Origin of the sequence: Blastococcus sp. TML/M2B (assembly GCF_016612865.1) — a bacterium.
Taxonomy (GTDB): domain Bacteria; phylum Actinomycetota; class Actinomycetes; order Mycobacteriales; family Geodermatophilaceae; genus Blastococcus.
Window position 1 is genome coordinate 904,435 of the sequence record NZ_JAENZZ010000001.1, and the last position, 16,807, is coordinate 921,241.

Annotated in this window: 19 protein-coding genes and 1 pseudogene; 8 read left to right on the forward strand and 12 right to left on the reverse strand. The window is 74.3% G+C overall.

Annotated elements, in window-relative coordinates; genetic code table 11:
* Positions 1–93: 93 nt before the first annotated feature.
* The 10 genes from JKP75_RS04395 to JKP75_RS04440 all read right to left on the reverse strand — a co-directional run bounded on the left by JKP75_RS04395 (position 94) and on the right by JKP75_RS04440 (position 8,180).
* The gene (locus tag JKP75_RS04395) at positions 94–768 is read right to left on the reverse strand and encodes a response regulator (RefSeq protein WP_200492795.1); all 675 of its coding nucleotides are present in this window, start codon (positions 766–768) and stop codon (positions 94–96) included.
* Complete coding sequence (locus JKP75_RS04400) at positions 762–1,196, reverse strand: hypothetical protein (protein WP_200492796.1); 435 nt, start codon at positions 1,194–1,196, stop codon at positions 762–764. Before JKP75_RS04400 ends, JKP75_RS04395 begins: the two co-directional genes overlap by 7 nt.
* Positions 1,193–1,822: a signal peptidase I gene (locus JKP75_RS04405; protein WP_200492454.1), complete on the reverse strand. Its 630-nt coding sequence runs from the start codon at positions 1,820–1,822 to the stop codon at positions 1,193–1,195. Before JKP75_RS04405 ends, JKP75_RS04400 begins: the two co-directional genes overlap by 4 nt.
* 27 nt (positions 1,823–1,849) lie before the next feature.
* A complete protein-coding gene (locus JKP75_RS04410) occupies positions 1,850–2,452 on the reverse strand; it encodes a TasA family protein (RefSeq protein WP_200492453.1) in 603 nt (200 codons plus the stop codon).
* A gap of 149 nt (positions 2,453–2,601) precedes the next feature.
* Entirely contained in the window at positions 2,602–4,056 is a 1,455-nt protein-coding gene (locus JKP75_RS04415) for a cell wall metabolism sensor histidine kinase WalK (protein ID WP_200492452.1), read from the reverse strand.
* Positions 4,057–4,202: 146 nt separating this feature from the next.
* Positions 4,203–4,871: a DUF3618 domain-containing protein gene (locus JKP75_RS04420; RefSeq protein WP_200492450.1), complete on the reverse strand. Its 669-nt coding sequence runs from the start codon at positions 4,869–4,871 to the stop codon at positions 4,203–4,205.
* A gap of 38 nt (positions 4,872–4,909) precedes the next feature.
* Positions 4,910–5,437, reverse strand: a complete 528-nt coding sequence (locus tag JKP75_RS04425; RefSeq protein WP_200492449.1) for a phage holin family protein — start codon at positions 5,435–5,437, stop codon at positions 4,910–4,912.
* Between the two features lie 3 nt (positions 5,438–5,440).
* Positions 5,441–6,235, reverse strand: coding sequence for a hypothetical protein (locus JKP75_RS04430; RefSeq protein ID WP_200492448.1), 795 nt, complete (start codon positions 6,233–6,235; stop codon positions 5,441–5,443).
* 250 nt (positions 6,236–6,485) lie between these two features.
* The gene (locus JKP75_RS04435; RefSeq protein ID WP_200492446.1) at positions 6,486–7,265 is read right to left on the reverse strand and encodes an enoyl-CoA hydratase/isomerase family protein; all 780 of its coding nucleotides are present in this window, start codon (positions 7,263–7,265) and stop codon (positions 6,486–6,488) included.
* Between the two features lie 3 nt (positions 7,266–7,268).
* The gene (locus JKP75_RS04440) at positions 7,269–8,180 is read right to left on the reverse strand and encodes a neutral zinc metallopeptidase (protein ID WP_200492445.1); all 912 of its coding nucleotides are present in this window, start codon (positions 8,178–8,180) and stop codon (positions 7,269–7,271) included.
* A gap of 207 nt (positions 8,181–8,387) precedes the next feature.
* Between JKP75_RS04440 and JKP75_RS04445 the strand changes: the two genes are divergently transcribed.
* From JKP75_RS04445 to JKP75_RS04455, 3 genes are read left to right on the forward strand one after another with little or no spacing between them, the layout of a single operon-like run.
* Positions 8,388–8,792: a hypothetical protein gene (locus tag JKP75_RS04445; RefSeq protein ID WP_200492443.1), complete on the forward strand. Its 405-nt coding sequence runs from the start codon at positions 8,388–8,390 to the stop codon at positions 8,790–8,792.
* A gap of 10 nt (positions 8,793–8,802) precedes the next feature.
* Entirely contained in the window at positions 8,803–10,056 is a 1,254-nt protein-coding gene (locus tag JKP75_RS04450) for a glutathionylspermidine synthase family protein (protein WP_309229501.1), read from the forward strand.
* A 9-nt stretch (positions 10,057–10,065) separates the two neighbouring features.
* Positions 10,066–10,515 (forward strand): nitroreductase family deazaflavin-dependent oxidoreductase, encoded by a 450-nt coding sequence (locus tag JKP75_RS04455; RefSeq protein WP_200492441.1) that lies wholly within the window; start codon positions 10,066–10,068, stop codon positions 10,513–10,515.
* A 27-nt stretch (positions 10,516–10,542) separates the two neighbouring features.
* Here the strand turns inward: JKP75_RS04455 and JKP75_RS04460 are convergent, their stop codons facing one another.
* Positions 10,543–11,607 (reverse strand): winged helix DNA-binding domain-containing protein, encoded by a 1,065-nt coding sequence (locus JKP75_RS04460; protein ID WP_200492440.1) that lies wholly within the window; start codon positions 11,605–11,607, stop codon positions 10,543–10,545.
* A gap of 190 nt (positions 11,608–11,797) precedes the next feature.
* Here JKP75_RS04460 and JKP75_RS04465 point away from each other — a divergent pair, with 190 nt between their 5' ends.
* The 4 genes and pseudogenes from JKP75_RS04465 (at position 11,798) to JKP75_RS20495 (ending at position 14,247) form a co-directional block, all read left to right on the forward strand.
* Positions 11,798–12,238: a DUF1801 domain-containing protein gene (locus tag JKP75_RS04465; RefSeq protein ID WP_200492439.1), complete on the forward strand. Its 441-nt coding sequence runs from the start codon at positions 11,798–11,800 to the stop codon at positions 12,236–12,238.
* An 86-nt stretch (positions 12,239–12,324) separates the two neighbouring features.
* Positions 12,325–12,573, forward strand: a complete 249-nt coding sequence (locus JKP75_RS04470) for a three-helix bundle dimerization domain-containing protein (protein ID WP_200492437.1) — start codon at positions 12,325–12,327, stop codon at positions 12,571–12,573.
* Between the two features lie 104 nt (positions 12,574–12,677).
* A pseudogene (locus tag JKP75_RS24355) lies at positions 12,678–13,136 on the forward strand (ATP-binding cassette domain-containing protein); the annotation flags it as partial.
* A gap of 448 nt (positions 13,137–13,584) precedes the next feature.
* The gene (locus JKP75_RS20495) at positions 13,585–14,247 is read left to right on the forward strand and encodes an ATP-binding cassette domain-containing protein (RefSeq protein ID WP_242472770.1); all 663 of its coding nucleotides are present in this window, start codon (positions 13,585–13,587) and stop codon (positions 14,245–14,247) included.
* Between the two features lie 102 nt (positions 14,248–14,349).
* On the opposite strand, the gene JKP75_RS04480 is transcribed toward JKP75_RS20495, so the two are convergent.
* Positions 14,350–15,177: a DUF4190 domain-containing protein gene (locus tag JKP75_RS04480; protein WP_200492435.1), complete on the reverse strand. Its 828-nt coding sequence runs from the start codon at positions 15,175–15,177 to the stop codon at positions 14,350–14,352.
* Between the two features lie 298 nt (positions 15,178–15,475).
* On the opposite strand from JKP75_RS04480, the gene JKP75_RS04485 reads away from it, so the two are divergent.
* A complete protein-coding gene (locus JKP75_RS04485) occupies positions 15,476–16,792 on the forward strand; it encodes a D-arabinono-1,4-lactone oxidase (RefSeq protein ID WP_200492434.1) in 1,317 nt (438 codons plus the stop codon).
* Positions 16,793–16,807 lie beyond the last annotated feature (15 nt).

Here is a 16,807-nt window from a genome sequence, read left to right on the forward strand (position 1 = left end):
CATGTCTGCCCCTGAGCACGCCGAAGGGCCCGCAGACGTTTCCCCCTCGTCTGCGGGCCCTCCGTCTCGTGCGCGTCCGAGCGGGGTCAGGGCTCAGGCGCCGATCAGTGCGTGCAGGTGCTGCACGCGGTCGTGGGCCAGGATGCCGCGGCGGGCGTCGGCGGCGATGGCCTGGCAGATCGAGGCGACCTCCGGGTGGCCGAGCTGGCCGCTCGTGCCGGCCAGCGTGTAGGCGGCCGCGGCCACGGCGGGCCCGTCGCCCTGTCGGGTGGAGGTCTCGATGGCGGCCAGGCGGCCGGGCAGCGCGGTCACGTACAGCTCCTGGAGTCGGTCCATCAGGTCGTCCTCGATGTCGGCGTCGTGCAGGTCGCCGACCTCGTGGATGGCGTAGCGGGTGCCCTGCGCAGCCGGCCCCGTGGTCCGGCTGCGCAGGAAGTCGAGCAGGATGCCGGCGTCGACCGGCTTGCCGAGGCAGGCCAGGGCGCCGACGGCGGCGGCCGCGGACCGGACCTGCTCCGAGGGCTCCCAGGCGGTGACCAGGAAGTGGGCCTCCGAGCCGTCGCGGCGCAGCCGGCGGAGCAGCTCCAGCCCGTCCTCGCCGGCGACGGCGGCGTCGGTGACGACGAGGTCGGGGACGTCGGTCGCGGCGAGCGCGAGGGCGGCCGGGACGTCGGCGGCCTCGCGGACCTGCCACCCGCCGAGGCGGAGGAGGCCGGAGACGCGGCGGCGGGCGAGGGCGTCGGCGTCGACGACGAGGGCGGTCAGCACGTCGTCACCGTCGTCGTCGTCGTGGCGGCCTTGGTCCAGCCGTACTGGGTCTGCGTGGTGACGGTGATCGAGACCGGGACGCTCGTGCCGGGGTAGACGTAACCCGTCGGGTAGACGTAGTAGGTCTGGGTCGCCGGGACCTGCGCGGTGATCTGCTGGCCGCCGACGTTGGCGGAGATCGCGTAGCTCGTCACCTTGTTCGCGGCGACGGCAGCGGTGGGGCTGGCGTTCCACCGCAGGGTGGCCTGCGTGGTGGGGCAGTTGCGCTCGACCCGGATGCCCGAGACGGGCTCGACGACGAGGGTGCTCACGCGGGCCTGCTGCGCCGTGGTGCTTGCGGAGAAGGTGGCGGAGGCCGGGATGCTGCTGCCGATGACCACGGTGGCGATCAGGCCGAGCAGGACGGCGGTGCGGCGGAGCGCGGTCACGGCTGGTCCTCCTCGTCGCGGGTGTCGGTGGTGGGGCGCCAGATGCCCAGCAGCAGCCAGCCGGCCAGCAGGGCGGGGGCGCCGTAGATCAGCGCCTGGGTGAGCACGGGGGCGCGGAGCGCGGTGATCAGGTGGCCGAGCTCCGGGACGACGGCGCGCACCCGGTAGGCGGTGTCGCCCTCGAGCGTCGCGGTCCAGGGGTCGACGGCCTCGTTCGCGTCGCCCTTGGTGCGGACGGTGGTGCGGCCGGCGGCGTCGCGCTGCACCTCGACGACCCGGTGGGTCACGAGCGAGTGGTCACCGATCGGCTGGTGGTAGGTGATGACCATGCCCTCGGTGACGTCCCCGACGGCGATCGGCGTGACGACGGTGACGTCGCCCGGGTCGATCATCGGCGACATGCTGCCGGTGAGCATCGTCATCGTGCGGTAGCCGAGGACGTGCGGTCCGACGGCCAGGAGAGCGAAGACCGCGACGGCCAGCCCCACGACTCCGCGGACCAGCCACGGGGCGAGCAGGCCCAGCGTGCGGGCCGGACCGGCGGACCGGTTCCGAGCGGAGCGGGTGTCCTCGGCCGGGAGCAGCAGGGCTGCTCCCGGGCTCCGGACGGGGAGGACGGCGGTCATCGTGGTGTCTCCGGTGTCTCAGCCGGGTCAGCGGGCGCCGGCGGCGCGCTGCTGGGCGGTGAAGACGAGGCTCAGGTCGGCGGACTTGCCCTGGAAGCCGTTGCCCGCGGCAGCCGGCAGCGTGTAGGTGATCGCGATGTTGTCCGACTGGCCCGACACCAGTGAGGCGGGCGAGGTCAGGGTCTTGCTGACCGCGGCGGGCCCGGTGAGCAGCGTCTTCTCGACGCCGGAGCAGGTGACGGCGTTGCCGTTCTGGGCGTAGGCCGTGGAGCAGGACTTCACGGACAGCTGCAGGCCGTTGGTGATGTCGGTCGTGAGGACGCTCTGCGGGCTGTTGGTGGGCGTCGAGTCGAGGGTGATCGACGAGAAGTCCGTGGTGCCGGCGTTCTTCAGCGTGAAGGCGCGGGTGACCGAGTCGCCGGGCACGAGGCCGGCGGCCGTGAAGGGCATGACCACGGGCTGGGTGAGGTCGATGTCGACCGTGCCGGAGCTGATCGTCGTCCCGACGGCGGAGGTGCTGTCGGTGAAGGTGCCGAAGGTGCCCATGCCGGCGACGGCGGCCGCGGCCCCGAGGACGCCGAGCGAGCCGATGACCTTGCGGGCGGTGGAGCTGGTGGCGGTGGCGCGCATCGTGTTCTCCCTGAGTCCGTGCCCCCGGCGCTTCCGGCGACAGGGAGAACTCTGGAGGTGCTTCCGCAGGCCACCCGCCCGCTTACCGCAAGGAATCCGCAAGAAAGCGGACCTGCACGTCCGCGGAAGAGCGCTCGGTGCGCGAGGGGTCAGGCGCCGCGGGGCAGCGTGAGGGTGAAGGTGGTGCCCCGGCCCTCGGCGCTCTCCAGGTCCAGCGTGCCGCCGTGGGCGGTGGTGATGGCCTTGGTGATCGACAGCCCCAGACCCACGCCGGGGACGGCGTTGCGCTGGGCGGTCGAGGCGCGGAAGAACCGGGTGAACAGCTTGCCCTGCTCGTCGTCGGGGATGCCGATGCCGGTGTCGCGCACCGACAGCCGGGCGACCGGGGCCGCACCGGGGCGCTCGTCGGCCGTCACCGTGCCGTCGGCGGCCCGCCAGCCGGTGCCGACGGTGAGGGTGACCGACCCGCCGGACGGGGTGAACTTGACGGCGTTGGAGACCAGGTTGTCGCAGGCCTGCCCGAGCCGCATCGGGTCGCCGCTAATGACCAGGGCCCCGTCCGGTGCCTCGACCCGCAGCTCGACGCCGCCGGCGGTCGCGGCGACGCGGGCGGTCTCCTCGGCGGCGCGGACGACGGCCACGAGGTCCACGGGCTCGGGCTGCAGGGTGAGCTGGCCGGCGTCGACGCGGGCGGTGAACAGCAGGTCGCCCACCAGGCGCAGCAGCCGGTCGGCGTTGCGCTCCACGGTCCCCAGGTACCGGCGCTGCTCGTCGGTGAGGCTCTGCTCGTCGTCCAGGACGAGCTCCAGGTATCCCAGGATCGAGGTGAGCGGGGTGCGCAGCTCGTGCGAGACGAGGCTGACGAACTGGTCCTTCATCCGCTCGGTGGCGCGCACCTCGGTCATGTCGGTGCCGACGAAGTTCCAGCCGGCGTGCACGCCGCGGTCGTCGGTGCGCGGCGTGATCGCCACCGCGACGGTCCGCTGCCGGCCGTCGGCGGCGACGTAGGTCCAGTCGCGGACGTCGCTGCCGTTCTCCTGGGCGGCGCGCACCAGGGCGTGCAGCCCGACGGCGGTGCCCTGCGCGTCGGCGGCCTCCTCGAGCTCCTCGGCGAGGTGGAACTCCAGGATCGAGCGCCGGCGGACGACGTCGGCGCGGGGGAGGCCGAGCAGCTTCTCGGCGCCCGGGTTCCACACGCGGATCGTGCCGTCGGGGTCGGTGCCGATGATCGACTGCTCGGTGACGGCGTCGATGACGCTGGTCATGGTCCGGGCGCGCGCGGCCATGATGCGGGAGGCGCGGTCCAGCTCGTCGGCGCGGCTGCGCACCTGGTCGAGCAGCACGGCCCGCTCGCGTTCCAGCCGGGCGATCAGCGCCGCCTGGCGTCGGGAGTGCCGCGTGCCGGCGAGCAGCGCACCCGCCGGGGCGAGGAACGCGACCAGCGCTGCCGGGGTCAGGGGCAGTGCGCCGAGCGCGAGCAGGGCGACCGGCACGAGGACGGCGAGCGCCGTCACCAGACGGCCGGGCGCCGCGGTCCGCCGCACTCCCGCGAGCCGTCGCCGGCGCGACGGCGCGGGCGAGCGGTCGAGCGCGGCAGCGGTCATGTCCTGGACGTCGACATCCCGCGCCGGTGCCAGCAGGTGCCCCGGTCAGCGCCTCACCCGGGTGGGTGACGCGGACAGCACTGCGCCCCGCCGGGAGGACCCGGCGGGGCGCGGTGTCGTGCGAGCGGGTCAGGGACCCGCGTGGATCAGGACCCGGAGGTCTTGCTCTGCACCGTCGCCTTGGACTGCTGGGCCTGGCCCTGCACGTCCGCGGCGGCGGACTGGCCCTCGTCCTTGACGGTGGCGGCGGCGTCCTGGGCGGTCGCCTTCACCGACTCCACGGCGTCCTGGGCGGCGGGCTTGAGCTGCTCGCCGATCTCCTGCGCGGCCTCCTTGGCCGGGGCCAGCAGCGTGTCCTTGTTCTCGCGGACGGCCGTCTCGGCCTGCTGGGCCAGCTGCTGCTCCTTCTGCGTGGCGGGCAGCAGGCTGGAGACCAGCCAGCCGACGCCGAAGGCGATCAGCCCGGCGGCCAGCGGGTTGCCCTGGGTCTGGCGGATCGCCATGTCCGGGGCGCCCTGGATGGCGCCGGCCGCGGACGAGGCCGCGTCCTGCACCGTGCCGGCCGCGTTGCTCGCCGCGCCCTGCACGGAGCCGGCGGCGTTGGACGCCATGCCGTGCGCGGAGTGGGTGGTGTCGTGCGCGGTACCCATCACCTTGTCCTTGAGGCCGGTCATGCGTCCCTTCGCGGCGGTCACCCGCCGGTCGACGACGCGGGCGGGGTTGACCTTCTCGTTGAGGGCGTCGACGTCGTAGCTGAGCTCGCGCCGGGTGTCCTCGATCTGCCGGCGGATGACGTCCGGGTCACTGCTGGTCATGTCTGCGACTCCTTCGGGAGTGGGGGAGTTCGGCGTGGTCAGTTCGGCTTGAGCGCGCCGGGCACCTTCGACAGCGTGTCGACGGTGCGCTCGGGCTTCGGGTTCACCTGCTGGAACTTCTTGCGGCCCAGCACGAAGGCGATGGCGCCGACGATGCCCCAGAGGGCCGCCACGATGAGCGCCGACCAGCCGGTGGGGATGGCGCTGGCCAGCGCCCACATGAGGGCGAGGGAGAGGAACAGCGCCACCATGTAGCCGGCGAACCCGGCGGCGCCGAACATCCCGGCGCCCTGCCCGGCCTTCTTCGCCTCGGCCTTCATCTCGACCTTGGCCAGCTCGAGCTCCTGGCGCATGAGGGTGGAGAGGTCCTTGGTGACCTCTCCGATCAGCGCACCCACCGAGTTGCCCTCGACGTCAGGGCGGCCCTGGTCGGTGAGCGGGGTCCCCATGGCGCCGCTGTGCTCCGAGGAGTAGTCGGCCGCGTAGTTCTGGGTGGCCGGCTCCACCACGGGAGGCGCGTAGCCGGGGCCGCCGGTCGGCTGACCCGGGGTGTACGGGGTGCTCATGCGTCAGCCCACCCCGCCCGGGCGACGCGCCGGGTCGTCCCAGCCGGCCGGCGCGGCCGGCGGCACGACGCTGCCCTCGGGCGGCACGGTGCCGTACGGGGGCGGCGGGAGCGGGGCCGAGCCCGGCGTCGTGAACGCGGTGCCGGTGCCCGTGTAGGCGCTGGCCGGGTCGGCGTAGGTGGTGTCGGCGTACGTCGCGTCGGAGTACGTCGGCGTGGGGTCGACGTAGTTCGTCGGCGTGCGGCCCGAGGTGTTCGAGTCGCTGTGCGCGGCGCGCACCCCGCTGGTCAGCCGGCCGGCGACGATCCCGGCAGCGGCGGCACCGAGCAGGAACATGCCCGGGCGGCGGCGGGCGTAGCTGCGGACCTCGTCCAGCAGCTGGGCCGGCTCCCGGTTCTGCAGCTTGTCGGCGAATCCCTCGAGGTAGCCGGAGGCCTGCTGGAGCAGGTCGCGGGCCGGTCCGGGGGCGCCCTGGCTGGTGCCGTCGGCGAGGCTGCGCAGCTCGGTCGCCAGCGAGGTCAGGCCCTGGGCCGCCTTCTGCTGCTGGGCGACGGTCTGGTCCTTGAGCTGCGACTGGCCCTGGCGGAGCAGGTCCTGCGCCTGGCGCCGGGTCTCGTGCGCCACCTCCTTGGCCTGGTCGGCGGCGGTCGACGCGACCTGGCTGCCGGCCTGCGCCGCCGTCTGGCCGACGTTGCGGGCCTCGTCCTTGGCGACGTCGGTCGTGCTCGACGAGCTCGGACCCGTGCTTCCCGCGGTGGTGGTGGGCGGGGGGAGCGGGGCGTCGATGCTGTGAGTCATCGGTCCTCCTCGGCAGTGATCGTGGACAGTTCGTGGTCGGAACTGGCGCTACCCGCGACCGGTTCGGCCACACCTGCTGTCTGGAAGCGGGAGTGTCGTAACCGGTTGTCCACCCGGCGCGTCCATGCGTCACGGGGGGCGGAGAGGGGCCGGAGCACGCGGGAACCGCCGTGCCGGGGCTCCTCCGGGAGGGTGCGCCGCGAGGGTTGAGGTACCCCCGCTCACCCTGCTCCGAAACGGGATCGCCTGGTCACCCCGTCCAGCCGAAGCGGGGCGGGCGCCGCTCGGCGAAGGCGGTGACCCCCTCCGGGAGCTCGCCGCTGGCGATGGTCCGGCGGTACCAGGGGGCGACGACGTCCTCCCCGTCGCCGCCGGCCGAGAGCGCGGCCACGACCTCCTTGGCGGCCCGCTGGGTCAGGGCCGAGCGCGAGGCCAGCACGTCCGCGAAGCGGCGCACCTCGTCGGCCAGGCCCTCGGCGTCCACGACCCGGTCGACCAGGCCGGTGCGCAGCGCGGTGGCGGCGTCGACCAGCTCCCCGCTGAACAGCAGGTACTTGGCGGTCGCCGGCCCGACCAGCTCCACCAGCGCCCGGGTCGACGACGGCGGGTAGACGATGCCGACCTTGGCCGGCGTGACGCCGAAGACGCTCCCGGGGTCGGCGAACCGCAGGTCGCACGCGGCGGCGATCTCCACCCCGCCGCCGATGCAGTGCCCGCGGATCATCGCGATCGTCGGGCGCGGGAACTCGCGCAGCGCCGCCTGGGCCGCGAGGTTGTGCGCCCGCAGGTCGGCCATCGGGTCGAGCGGGTCCTCTCCGCCCAGCAGCCCGGCGAGGTCGGCGCCCGCGCAGAAGCTCGGCCCCGCCCCGGTGACCACCAGGACCCGCACCGCGGGGTCCGCGGCCGGCCCGGCCAGCACCTCCGGCAGCGCGGCCCACATCTCCGCGGTCATCGCGTTGCGCTTGTCGGGCCGGTCGATGGTCAGGGTGGCGACGTGCCCGTCGCGGGTCACGTGCAGCGGCTCGGTCACGCCTCAGCCCAGGTCGTCGGTGGCGAAGGTGTCGCAGGCGCCCGGGTCACCGGTCTCGTAGCCCGCGCGGAACCAGCGCTGCCGCTGCTCGGAGCTGCCGTGGGTGAAGGCCTCCTGGTCCACCCGGCCGTTGCCGAGGTTCTCCTGGATGTAGTCGTCGCCGATGCGCGCGGCGGCGTCCAGGGCGCGGTTGATGTCGTCGTCGGTGATCTCGGCGATCAGCGGCTCGCCGGAGTCGTCCGGCACGGTCTCGGCGTGCCGCGCCCACGCCCCGGCGAAGCAGTCGGCCTGCAGCTCGAGCCGGACCGATCCGCTGGTCGGGCCGCTCTCCCCGGGGGTGACCCGGGCGTTCGTGCCGAGCAGGTTCTGCACGTGGTGGCCGTACTCGTGGGCCAGCACGTAGGCGTCGACGAACAGCCCGCCCTGCGCGCCGAACTGCTCGCGCAGCTGGTCGAAGAAGGTGAGGTCGATGTAGACCAGCTGGTCGGCCGGGCAGTAGAACGGCCCCGACCCGCTCGTCGCGCCCCCGCAGGAGGTCTGCACCGAGCCGGTGAAGAAGACGGTCTCGGTCGGGGCGTACCGGTCGCCCAGCACCCCGGTCCAGTAGTCCTGGATCGACTCGACATCGGCGACGACGGCGCACTCGACCGACTCGTTGGCGTCCGCGCCGGTGCGGCAGTTCTGCTCCAGCGCCGAGTTGTCCACCGACTGGTCCTGGCCCAGCCCGGACAGCGTGCCCAGCGCCGCGGACGTCCCGCCGTCCCCGCCGCCGAGCACCTGGATCAGCACGACGACGACCAGCCCGACCAGCCCCAGCCCGCCGCCGCCCACGGCCAGGCCCCGACCGCCCCCGCCGCGGCCGCGGGTGTCGCGGACGCCCGACGCGTCCAGGCTGCCGCTCTCGCGGTACCTCATCCTCGGCCGACCTCCGCGCGCTGCCGCCCCTGCGGGGGCGTGGGTGGGGACGGGCCGGTGGGCCCGCCGGCCACACCGTGCCACCGCCCCGGGGCGGCCCGCGACCCGGGAGCGACCGCCGGCCGGGGCCCGGTGGCGGTACGCGGCCGCGCGGGGGTGGGGGAGAACCGCCTAGGGTCGGGGGAGAACCCGAGGAGGAACCAGGTCATGGCGGTCTCCAACCGCGTCCGCGCCGCCTTCACCACGACGGTGCTGGCCACCGCGGCGACCGGCTTCATGGCCGGCTGCGCTGCCGGCGGTGAGGACGACGAGCAGGTCGCCTACTGCACCGACGCCGACGGCAAGATCGTCGACGAGGACCTCTGCGACGACGACGGTGGCGGCGGCTTCGGTGGTGGCGGGTTGTTCTTCCTCTACCTCGGCGGCTTCCGGCCCGGGCTGCCCGTCGGCACGGCGCTGCCCTCGGGCGGCACCCGCATCAACCCCGGCGACACCGTCGCCCGGCAGCGCGCCGGCCTCCCCGCCACCGGCAAGGTCAGCGCGGGCCAGCGGGTGAGCGGCGGCATCGGCGGCGGCATCGGCGGCAAGGCCGGCACCGGCGCGGGGAGCTGAGCCGCGTCCCGTGCGGAGGATCGAGAGCGGGATCGTCCGTCCCGGCTGGGAGGCCGAGGTCGAGGCGCAGGGACTGGTCTACAACCGCACGCACCTGCCCGGTGGGCAGGTGCGCAGCTACTGGCGCGAGGGGCCGTTCTACGACTTCTCCATGGCCGAGATCCGGGAGCTCGAGGGCGCGGTCTCCCAGCTGTTCCAGATGTGCGTCGCCGCCGGTGACCACCTCGTGGACAACGACCTGTTCGACCGGCTGCACATCCCGCCGATGGCCCGCCCGCAGATCCGCCGCACCTGGGCGGAGGAGCCGCCGAGCATCTACGGCCGCTTCGACCTGCGCTACGACGGCGAGGGCCCGCCCAAGCTCCTCGAGTTCAACGCCGACACCCCGACCGGCCTGGTCGAGTCCGCCGTCACCCAGTGGAACTGGCACCTGTTCACCGGGCAGGGCCGGGACCAGTGGAACGCGCTGCACGACACCCTCGTCGCGGCGTGGCAGCGCAACCTGACGAAGTGGGAGCGGCGCACCGGCGTCCGCCCGCGCGTGCACCTGGCGTGGACCAGCGAGGAGACCTCCGGCGAGGACCGGATGACCGTCGCCTACCTCATGGACACCGTCGTCCAGGCCGGGTACGAGGCGATCGAGCTGGTCGTCGAGGACATCGTCCTCGACTCCGGCGACGGCCGGTTCTACGACCCGCAGGGCCGCCACCTCGACGTCGTCTTCAAGCTCTACCCCTGGGAGTGGCTGATCGAGGACGAGTTCGGCGCCGCCGTCCTCGCCGACGGCGCCCGGCCCGGCGGGACCACCTGGGTGGAGCCGGCCTACAAGATGCTGTGGAGCACCAAGGCGCTGCTGCCGGTGCTGTGGCAGCTGTACGGCACTGACCCGGTGCTCGGCCAGTACCTGCTGCCGGCCTACTTCGCCGACGAGATGCCCTCGAGCTGGCGCACCTATGTCCGCAAGCCGCTCTGGGGGCGGGAGGGCGCGAACGTGGCGATCGTGCGCGACGGCGCCGTGACCGCCTCGCTGCCCGGGCGGTACGGCACCGAGGGGTTCGTCGTCCAGGAGTTCGCGCCGCTGCCGGACTTCGCCGGGGTCGACGGCCCGCACCACCCGGTGCTCGGGGCCTGGGTCGTGGACGGCGAGCCGGCCGGGATGGGCATCCGCGAGAGCGACGGGCTGATCACCGACAACCTGAGCTTCTTCGTGCCGCACACCATCGATTTCGCGGCTGCGCAGGACGGACGGCGCCGGCCGTCCTAGGTTCGGGGCATGCCGCTGGAAGGTGAGTACGAACCGAGTCCGCAGAAGTGGGTCCGCGACCAGGTGGAGCTCTACGAGCGCACCGGCGGGCGCGAGGGGAACACGCTGCTCGACCGGGGGCTCCCGGTCGTCATCTTCAGCACCCGCGGCGCGAAGAGCGGCAAGGTGCGCAAGCAGCCGCTCATGCGCGTCGAGCACGACGGGGCCTACCTGATGGTCGGCTCCCAGGGCGGTGCCCCGACCGACCCGGCGTGGGTGGCCAACCTGCGGGCGGCGCCGGACCAGGTCACCGTCCAGGACGGCCCCGAGCCGTGGGACGGCGTCGCGCGTGAGCTCGAGGGGGCCGAGCGCGACGAGTGGTGGGAGCGGGCGGTGGCCGCGTTCCCCGACTACGCCGACTACCAGCGCAAGACCGACCGCCGGATCCCGATCTTCCTGGTCGAGCGCCGCCCCGCCTGACCCGTCCGCCGGCCGCCGCCCGCCCCCTCACGGGAGGGCGGCGGCCAGCTCCGGGACGCCGGCCACCAGCTCGTCGTCCGCCGGCCGGAAGGCGGTGCCGACGGCGGCCCGCTTCGCGCCGCGCCCCTCGAACCGCCAGGTCCCCACGATCCGGCCGCCGACGACGACGGTGGACAGGAACATCCCGTTGCCGCCCGGGACGACGCGGGTCGCGAACTCCGCGTCCAGCACGGCGCTGCGGTCGCGGTAGCCGAGCACGAACTCGTCGAAGCCGGGCAGCAGGAGCGTGCCGAGCGCCTCCTCGCGGTGAGCGGCCAGCAGCTCCGGCGTCGCGGGGTCGAGGAAGTACTCGGTGCCGTCGACGGTGGTGGCCTCCAGGTCCGCCCGGGCCGCGGCCAGGCCGGCGCGGGCGTCGCGCACCGTCAGCCCGGACCAGCGGGCCAGGTCGTGCACGGTGGCCGGGCCGTGGCCGGCGAAGAACCGGCCGGCCAGCTCGGCCAGCGCCTCCTCCCGCTCGAGCCGGCGGGGCTCGGGCACCCACTCGTCGAGCAGCACGAACTGCTGCTCGCCGTCGACCGTCGGGCCGAGCACGCCGTGCCCGCACTGCGCCGCGTACCAGAGCAGGTGGTAGCCCCGCTGCCCGGTGACGGCGACGCCGGCGGCGTCGATGGCGGCCAGCAGCTCGGCCCGCGACAGCCGCATCCCGCCGGAGAGCGCGGCGACGACCGCCTCGCACGCCCGCGCCGCGTCGTCGTCACCGAGCCCGAGGCCGGCCCGGCGCTTGGCCGCACCGGCGAGGGCCCGGCCGCCCATGAGCTCCAGCATCCAGTGCAGGTCCTCGGCGGCGGTCAGGTGCAGCGTGCCGCGCATCGGCCAGGAGCGGACGATCTCGCCGCGGTCCAGCGCCGCCACGACCGCGGCCCGCGACCGCTCGGCCGTCCGCAGCGCCACCGAGGTGAGGGCGCCGGGTTGGTCCTGCCCCTGGGCGGCGAGCAGCCGGCGCACCGCCCCGACGGGGCCCTCGGCGCGGGGGCCGGCCAGCCGCTGGGCGACCAACCGCAGCAGCCCGATCTCGGAGGGCGTCGTCGTCACCCGCCCACCGTGGCACCGGGGTCCGACGATTCCCAGGCGGGCGCGCACGCCGGTAGCGTGCCGGGGGTGACTGGGATGCGGGGTTCGCGGGCGGAACGGCGCAGGCGGATCGTGGCCGCCGTCCTCGTGTTCGCGATGATCATGGCGGCCGCGGCGACGGCGCTCTCCATCGCTCTGGGCTGAGGCCGTCGTGACGTCGGCGATCGAGGAGTGGTTCGCCGCGGCGGGCCCCCGCGAGGCCGAGCTGCGGCGGGTCGACGCGCTCGTTCGTGAGGCCGCCCCGGCGCTGGACCGGCAGCTGGTCCCGGCCGGCTCGGGGCAGATGCTCGGGTACGGGCTGATGCCTTACCGGCCGCGCTCGGCGAAGGTCGCGACGACCTGGCCGCTGATCGCCCTGGCGGCGCAGAAGCGGCACCTCTCCCTCTACGTCTGCGCCGTCGTCGACGGGGGATACCTCGCCGAGACGCGGGCCGCACGGCTGGGGAAGGTCTCCTGCGGGAAGAGCTGCATCCGGTTCAGCTCGCTGGACCGCGTCGACGCCGACGAGCTGGGTGCGCTGCTGCGCGACGCCGTCGCCAGCACGTCGTCCGGGCGCAACGGGTACTTCACCAGCGCGTCGCCCCCGGCGTGACCTAGGTCCCTGGCGCGGGGGTGGGCGCCCCGGCACGGTGGAGGAGCCGGAGTGATCCGGCACTCCCTAGTCCGCGGAGGACGTCGATGACCCTGACCGTCCCGTCGAGCCACCCCGACCCGTCGTCCGAGCTGCCCTGCACCGAGATCGGTGACCCCGCCGTCGAGCAGGCCGTCGACCGGCTGCGCGGTGAGTTCGCCGGCCGGGTGCGTCCGCAGCTGGTCGTGCGCGTGGTCCGGGAGAGCCGGCGCGACCTCGGCGGATCGCCGGTCGGGGCCATGCCCGAGCTGGTCGAGCGGCTGGCCCGCTACCGCCTGGACACGCACATCGGCTGACCGCCCGGCAACCGGCTTGCCCCCGCCGGGAGGATGTCCGCGTGGGCATCGGAGCGGGATCGGTCGACGTGAGCGGGGTGCGGCACACCCTGTCCGACGGGCGGGTGCTGCTGGACGACGTCTCCTTCCGCATCGGCGAGGGGGCGCGGGCTGCCCTGGTCGGCGAGAACGGCGCGGGCAAGACGACGCTGCTGCGGATCATCGCCGGCGACCTGGTCCCCGAGGCCGGGGCGATCGCGCGGACCGGCGGGCTGGGCGTCATGCGCCAGTTCATCGGCTCGGTGCGCGACGACACCACGGTGCAGCAGATGCTCGTCGACCTCTCGCCGCCCGCCGTCCGCACCGCCTGGGACGCCGTGCAGGCCACCGAGCTCGCGCTCATGGAGACCGATGACGAGCGCTCCCAGATGGCCTACGCCGAGGCGCTGGGCCAGTGGGGCGACGTCGGCGGGTACGACGCCGAGGTCACCTGGGACACCGTGACCGTCGCGGCGCTCGGCGTCCCCTACGACCGGTGCAAGTACCGCGAGCTGTCCACCCTCTCCGGCGGTGAGCAGAAGCGGCTCGCGCTGGAGGCGCTGCTGCGCGGGCCCGACCAGGTGCTGCTGCTCGACGAGCCGGACAACTACCTCGACGTCCCGGGGAAGCGGTGGCTGGAGGAGCGGCTGCTGGAGACCCGCAAGACGGTGCTGTTCGTCAGCCACGACCGCGAGCTGCTGGCCCGGGTGGCCGACCGCGTCGTCACCGTCGAGGGCGGAGCGGCGTGGGTGCACGGCGGTGGCTTCGTCAGCTACCACGAGGCGCGGGCCGCGCGGCACGAGCGGCTGGCCGAGCTGCGTCGGCGCTGGGACGAGGAGCACCAGCGGCTCGTCGACCTGGTGCGCACCATGCAGCAGCAGGCGGCGAACTCGCCGGACATGGCCAACCGGTACCACGCGATGCAGACCCGGCTGGCGAAGTTCGAGGCGGCCGGCCCGCCGCCCCGAGCGGCCGCCGGAGCAGAAGGTGTCGATGCGGCTGCGCGGCGGGCGGACCGGGGTGCGCGCGGTGACCGCCGAGCAGCTGGAGCTCTCCGGGCTGATGCAGCCCTTCGACCTGGAGATCTTCTACGGCGACCGCGTCGGCGTGCTCGGTGCCAACGGGGCGGGCAAGTCGCACTTCCTGCGGCTGCTGGCCGGGCAGTCCGTCGCGCACACCGGCGACTGGCGGCTCGGCGCCCGCGTCGTCCCCGGGTTCTTCGCGCAGACCCACGCCCACCCCGACTGGCAGGACCGCACGCCGGTCGACCTGCTGTGGCACGGCGAGCCGGGGCGGCCGGGGGTCGACCGCGGCCGCGCCATGGCGGCGCTGCGCCGGTACGGGCTCGCGGGCGCAGGGGACCAGCCGTTCCGCACCATGTCCGGCGGGCAGCAGGCGCGCTTCCAGATCCTGCTGCTGGAGCTCTCCGGCGCCACGCTGCTGCTGCTCGACGAGCCGACGGACAACCTCGACGTGCTGTCGGCCGAGGCGCTGGAGGAGGCGCTGGCCGCGTTCGACGGCACCGTGCTCGCGGTGACCCACGACCGCTGGTTCGCCCGGTCCTTCGACCGCTTCGTCGTCTTCGGCGCCGACGGCCGGGTCTACGAGTCGGCCGAGCCGGTGTTCGACGAGACCCGCGTCGCCCGCGCCCGCTGACCACGTCCGGCAGGCGATGGGTCGGGGCCCGAGCTGATCACCGTCTGCGAGCACTGGTAGGGGTGCGGCGCGCGAGGAGGGTGATCAACTCGGGTCCGGAGGTCACTCGATGGCGAAGAAGACCCGCTCGTCGGAGTCCCAGCTGAACGTCGGCTCGATCGAGAGCTGACCGCCGACCAGCCCCGCGGGGGCGACGTCCATGCAGAACTCGAAGGTGTCCGATCCACCCGGGTTGAGTGTCGGGGCGTCCATCGAGTCGTCCGGAGTCACGGCGGAGCACTCCGAGTCGCTGTACTGGCGGGAGTCGGAGCCGTGGAAGATCGCGGTCAGGTCGAAACCGGGCTGTCCTTCGTCCGCGCCCGTGTACGTGACGGTCAGCTGCGCGAGGACGTACTGACCCTCCGGCGCGTCGTTGAACTGGTTCGCACCAGCCACGATGTCGTTGGCGTCCAGCTGCACGGAGTCCACGACGACCTCGTAGTCCCCGATCTGGGCCGGGGTGCCGAGCGGCACCACCTCGTCGACGGCCTCGTCCTCCTGCTGCGACGTCTCCTCGGCGGGCGATTCGCCGATGGACGAGGTGCTGGTCTGCCGGTCGAGGTCTTCGGCGACGTCGTCGAGGACCTCCGAGTAGAACGCCTGCGTGGCGAGCACGATCGCGAATGCCAAGACCGATGTGACGAGCCCGGCCACCGCGAACCCGAAGCCGTGGTGAGTGCCCTTGCGTGCCCGCAGGAGCGCCGGGATTCCGAGGCCCAGCCCGACGAGCGCGAGCACCGCTGCGAGGTTGTTGATGATCGGGATCCAGCTGAAGATCAGAGCGATGATGCCCAGAACCATGGACGCGATCGCCAGACCTGCGCCCTTCTTTGTCGGGGCGTACGGCGGCGGCGCGTAGGACTGGTACGGCGCCTGCGGGGGCTGGGACAACGGAACTCCTCGTCACGGGTGGCGATACGAGGCGGGACCGTATGTCGGATCGGTCAAGGTCTCTTCTTCCCGACACGCGACGAACGGACACGTCATGGCATCTCGGCACCCCAACCGTCACGAGGGCCCGTACCGCCCCGCGTGACTCGCGCGCTCCCGGCCCCGCCGTGCGCTGGTGCACCTCCGTGATCGACGTGGTCCGGGCGTGAGCCCGGGTGAGGCGCTTGACCAGGACGGGGACCGGTCGAGAGGCTGCCCGGGTCCAGGCGCGGGACGTGCCCGGCGAACCGGAGGAATCATGGCGGGCGACGGCACGTGGCGGAACTGGGCGGGCAACCAGCGGGCGGGGGCGGTGGACGTCGTCCACCCCGCGGACGCCGAGGCCATCGCGACCGCCCTCGTGCAGGCCGCCGCCGCCGGCAGGCGGGTGCGGCCGATCGGCTCGGGCCACTCGTTCACCGCCATCGGCCGGCCCGAGGACGTGCAGCTGGTGCTCGACCGGCACGACCGGCTGGTGGGCATCGACGACAGCGGCCTGGTCACCGTGCAGTCGGGCATGCCGCTGCACCGGCTGAACGCCGAGCTCGCGGCGCGCGGCTGGTCGCTGACCAACCTCGGGGACATCGACCGGCAGACCGTGTCGGGCGCGCTGTCCACCGGCACGCACGGCACCGGGGCGCGGTTCGGCGGGCTGGCCACCCAGCTGCGGGCCCTGGTCCTGGTGCTGCCCGACGGCTCCCGGCTGCAGTGCTCGGCGACCGAGAACGCGGACGTCTTCGCCGCCGCCCGGGTCGGCCTCGGCGCGCTCGGCGTCCTCGACACCGTGACCCTCCAGGCGGAGCCGGCGTTCGCGCTGCGCGCCGAGGAGGGCCCGGCCCGGCTCGGCGAGCTGCTCGAGGGGTTCGACGAGTTCATGACCTCGACCGACCACGTCGAGTTCTACTGGTTCCCGCACACCAGCCGCTGCCTGACCAAGCGCAACACCCGCGTCCCGCTGGACGCCGGGCTGTCACCGCTGCCGCGGTGGCGCGCCGTCTGGGAGGACGAGGTGCTCTCCAACGCCGTCTTCGCCGGCATCGTCGCCGCGGGCCGGCGGCGGCCCGAGCGGATCCCGCGGCTGGCCGCCTTCGCCTCCGGCGGGCTGGGCGCGCGCACCTGGACCGACGCCTCGCACCGGGTCTTCGTCAGCCGGCGCCGGGTCCGCTTCCTGGAGATGGAGTACGCCGTCCCGCGCGCGGAGGCCCCGGCGATCCTCACCGAGCTGCACCGCATCGCGAAGGCGGGGGAGTTCCACGCCGCCTTCCCCGTGGAGGTCCGGGTGGCCGCCGCCGACGACATCACCCTGTCCACCGCCTCCGGCCGCGACACCGCCTACATCGCCGCGCACGTGCCGGCCCGCACCGAGCCCGGTGCGTGGTTCGCCGCGCTCGAGTCGATGGCCGGCAGCGTCGGCGGCCGGCCGCACTGGGGCAAGCTGCACGGCCTGGACGCCGCCGCGTTGCGCACCCGCTACCCGCGTTTCGACGAGTTCACCGCGCTGCGCGCGCGGCTGGACCCGGCCGGCGTGCTCGGCAACGCCCACCTGGACCGCGTGCTCGGCCCGGTCGGCGGCTGAGCCGCCGCCCGGGCC

What these genes read in the sequence shown, in the direction of transcription:
- JKP75_RS04405 (WP_200492454.1), bottom strand. Translation starts at nt 1,822, where the DNA reads ATGACCGCCGTCCTCCCCGTCCGGAGCCCGGGAGCAGCCCTGCTGCTC.
- JKP75_RS04410 (WP_200492453.1), bottom strand. Translation starts at nt 2,452, where the DNA reads ATGCGCGCCACCGCCACCAGCTCCACCGCCCGCAAGGTCATCGGCTCG.
- JKP75_RS04415 (WP_200492452.1), bottom strand. Translation starts at nt 4,056, where the DNA reads ATGACCGCTGCCGCGCTCGACCGCTCGCCCGCGCCGTCGCGCCGGCGA.
- JKP75_RS04420 (WP_200492450.1), bottom strand. Translation starts at nt 4,871, where the DNA reads ATGACCAGCAGTGACCCGGACGTCATCCGCCGGCAGATCGAGGACACC.
- JKP75_RS04425 (WP_200492449.1), bottom strand. Translation starts at nt 5,437, where the DNA reads ATGAGCACCCCGTACACCCCGGGTCAGCCGACCGGCGGCCCCGGCTAC.
- JKP75_RS04430 (WP_200492448.1), bottom strand. Translation starts at nt 6,235, where the DNA reads ATGACTCACAGCATCGACGCCCCGCTCCCCCCGCCCACCACCACCGCG.
- JKP75_RS04440 (WP_200492445.1), bottom strand. Translation starts at nt 8,180, where the DNA reads ATGAGGTACCGCGAGAGCGGCAGCCTGGACGCGTCGGGCGTCCGCGAC.
- JKP75_RS04445 (WP_200492443.1), top strand. Translation starts at nt 8,388, where the DNA reads ATGGCGGTCTCCAACCGCGTCCGCGCCGCCTTCACCACGACGGTGCTG.
- JKP75_RS04455 (WP_200492441.1), top strand. Translation starts at nt 10,066, where the DNA reads ATGCCGCTGGAAGGTGAGTACGAACCGAGTCCGCAGAAGTGGGTCCGC.
- JKP75_RS04470 (WP_200492437.1), top strand. Translation starts at nt 12,325, where the DNA reads ATGACCCTGACCGTCCCGTCGAGCCACCCCGACCCGTCGTCCGAGCTG.
- JKP75_RS20495 (WP_242472770.1), top strand. Translation starts at nt 13,585, where the DNA reads ATGCGGCTGCGCGGCGGGCGGACCGGGGTGCGCGCGGTGACCGCCGAG.
- JKP75_RS04485 (WP_200492434.1), top strand. Translation starts at nt 15,476, where the DNA reads ATGGCGGGCGACGGCACGTGGCGGAACTGGGCGGGCAACCAGCGGGCG.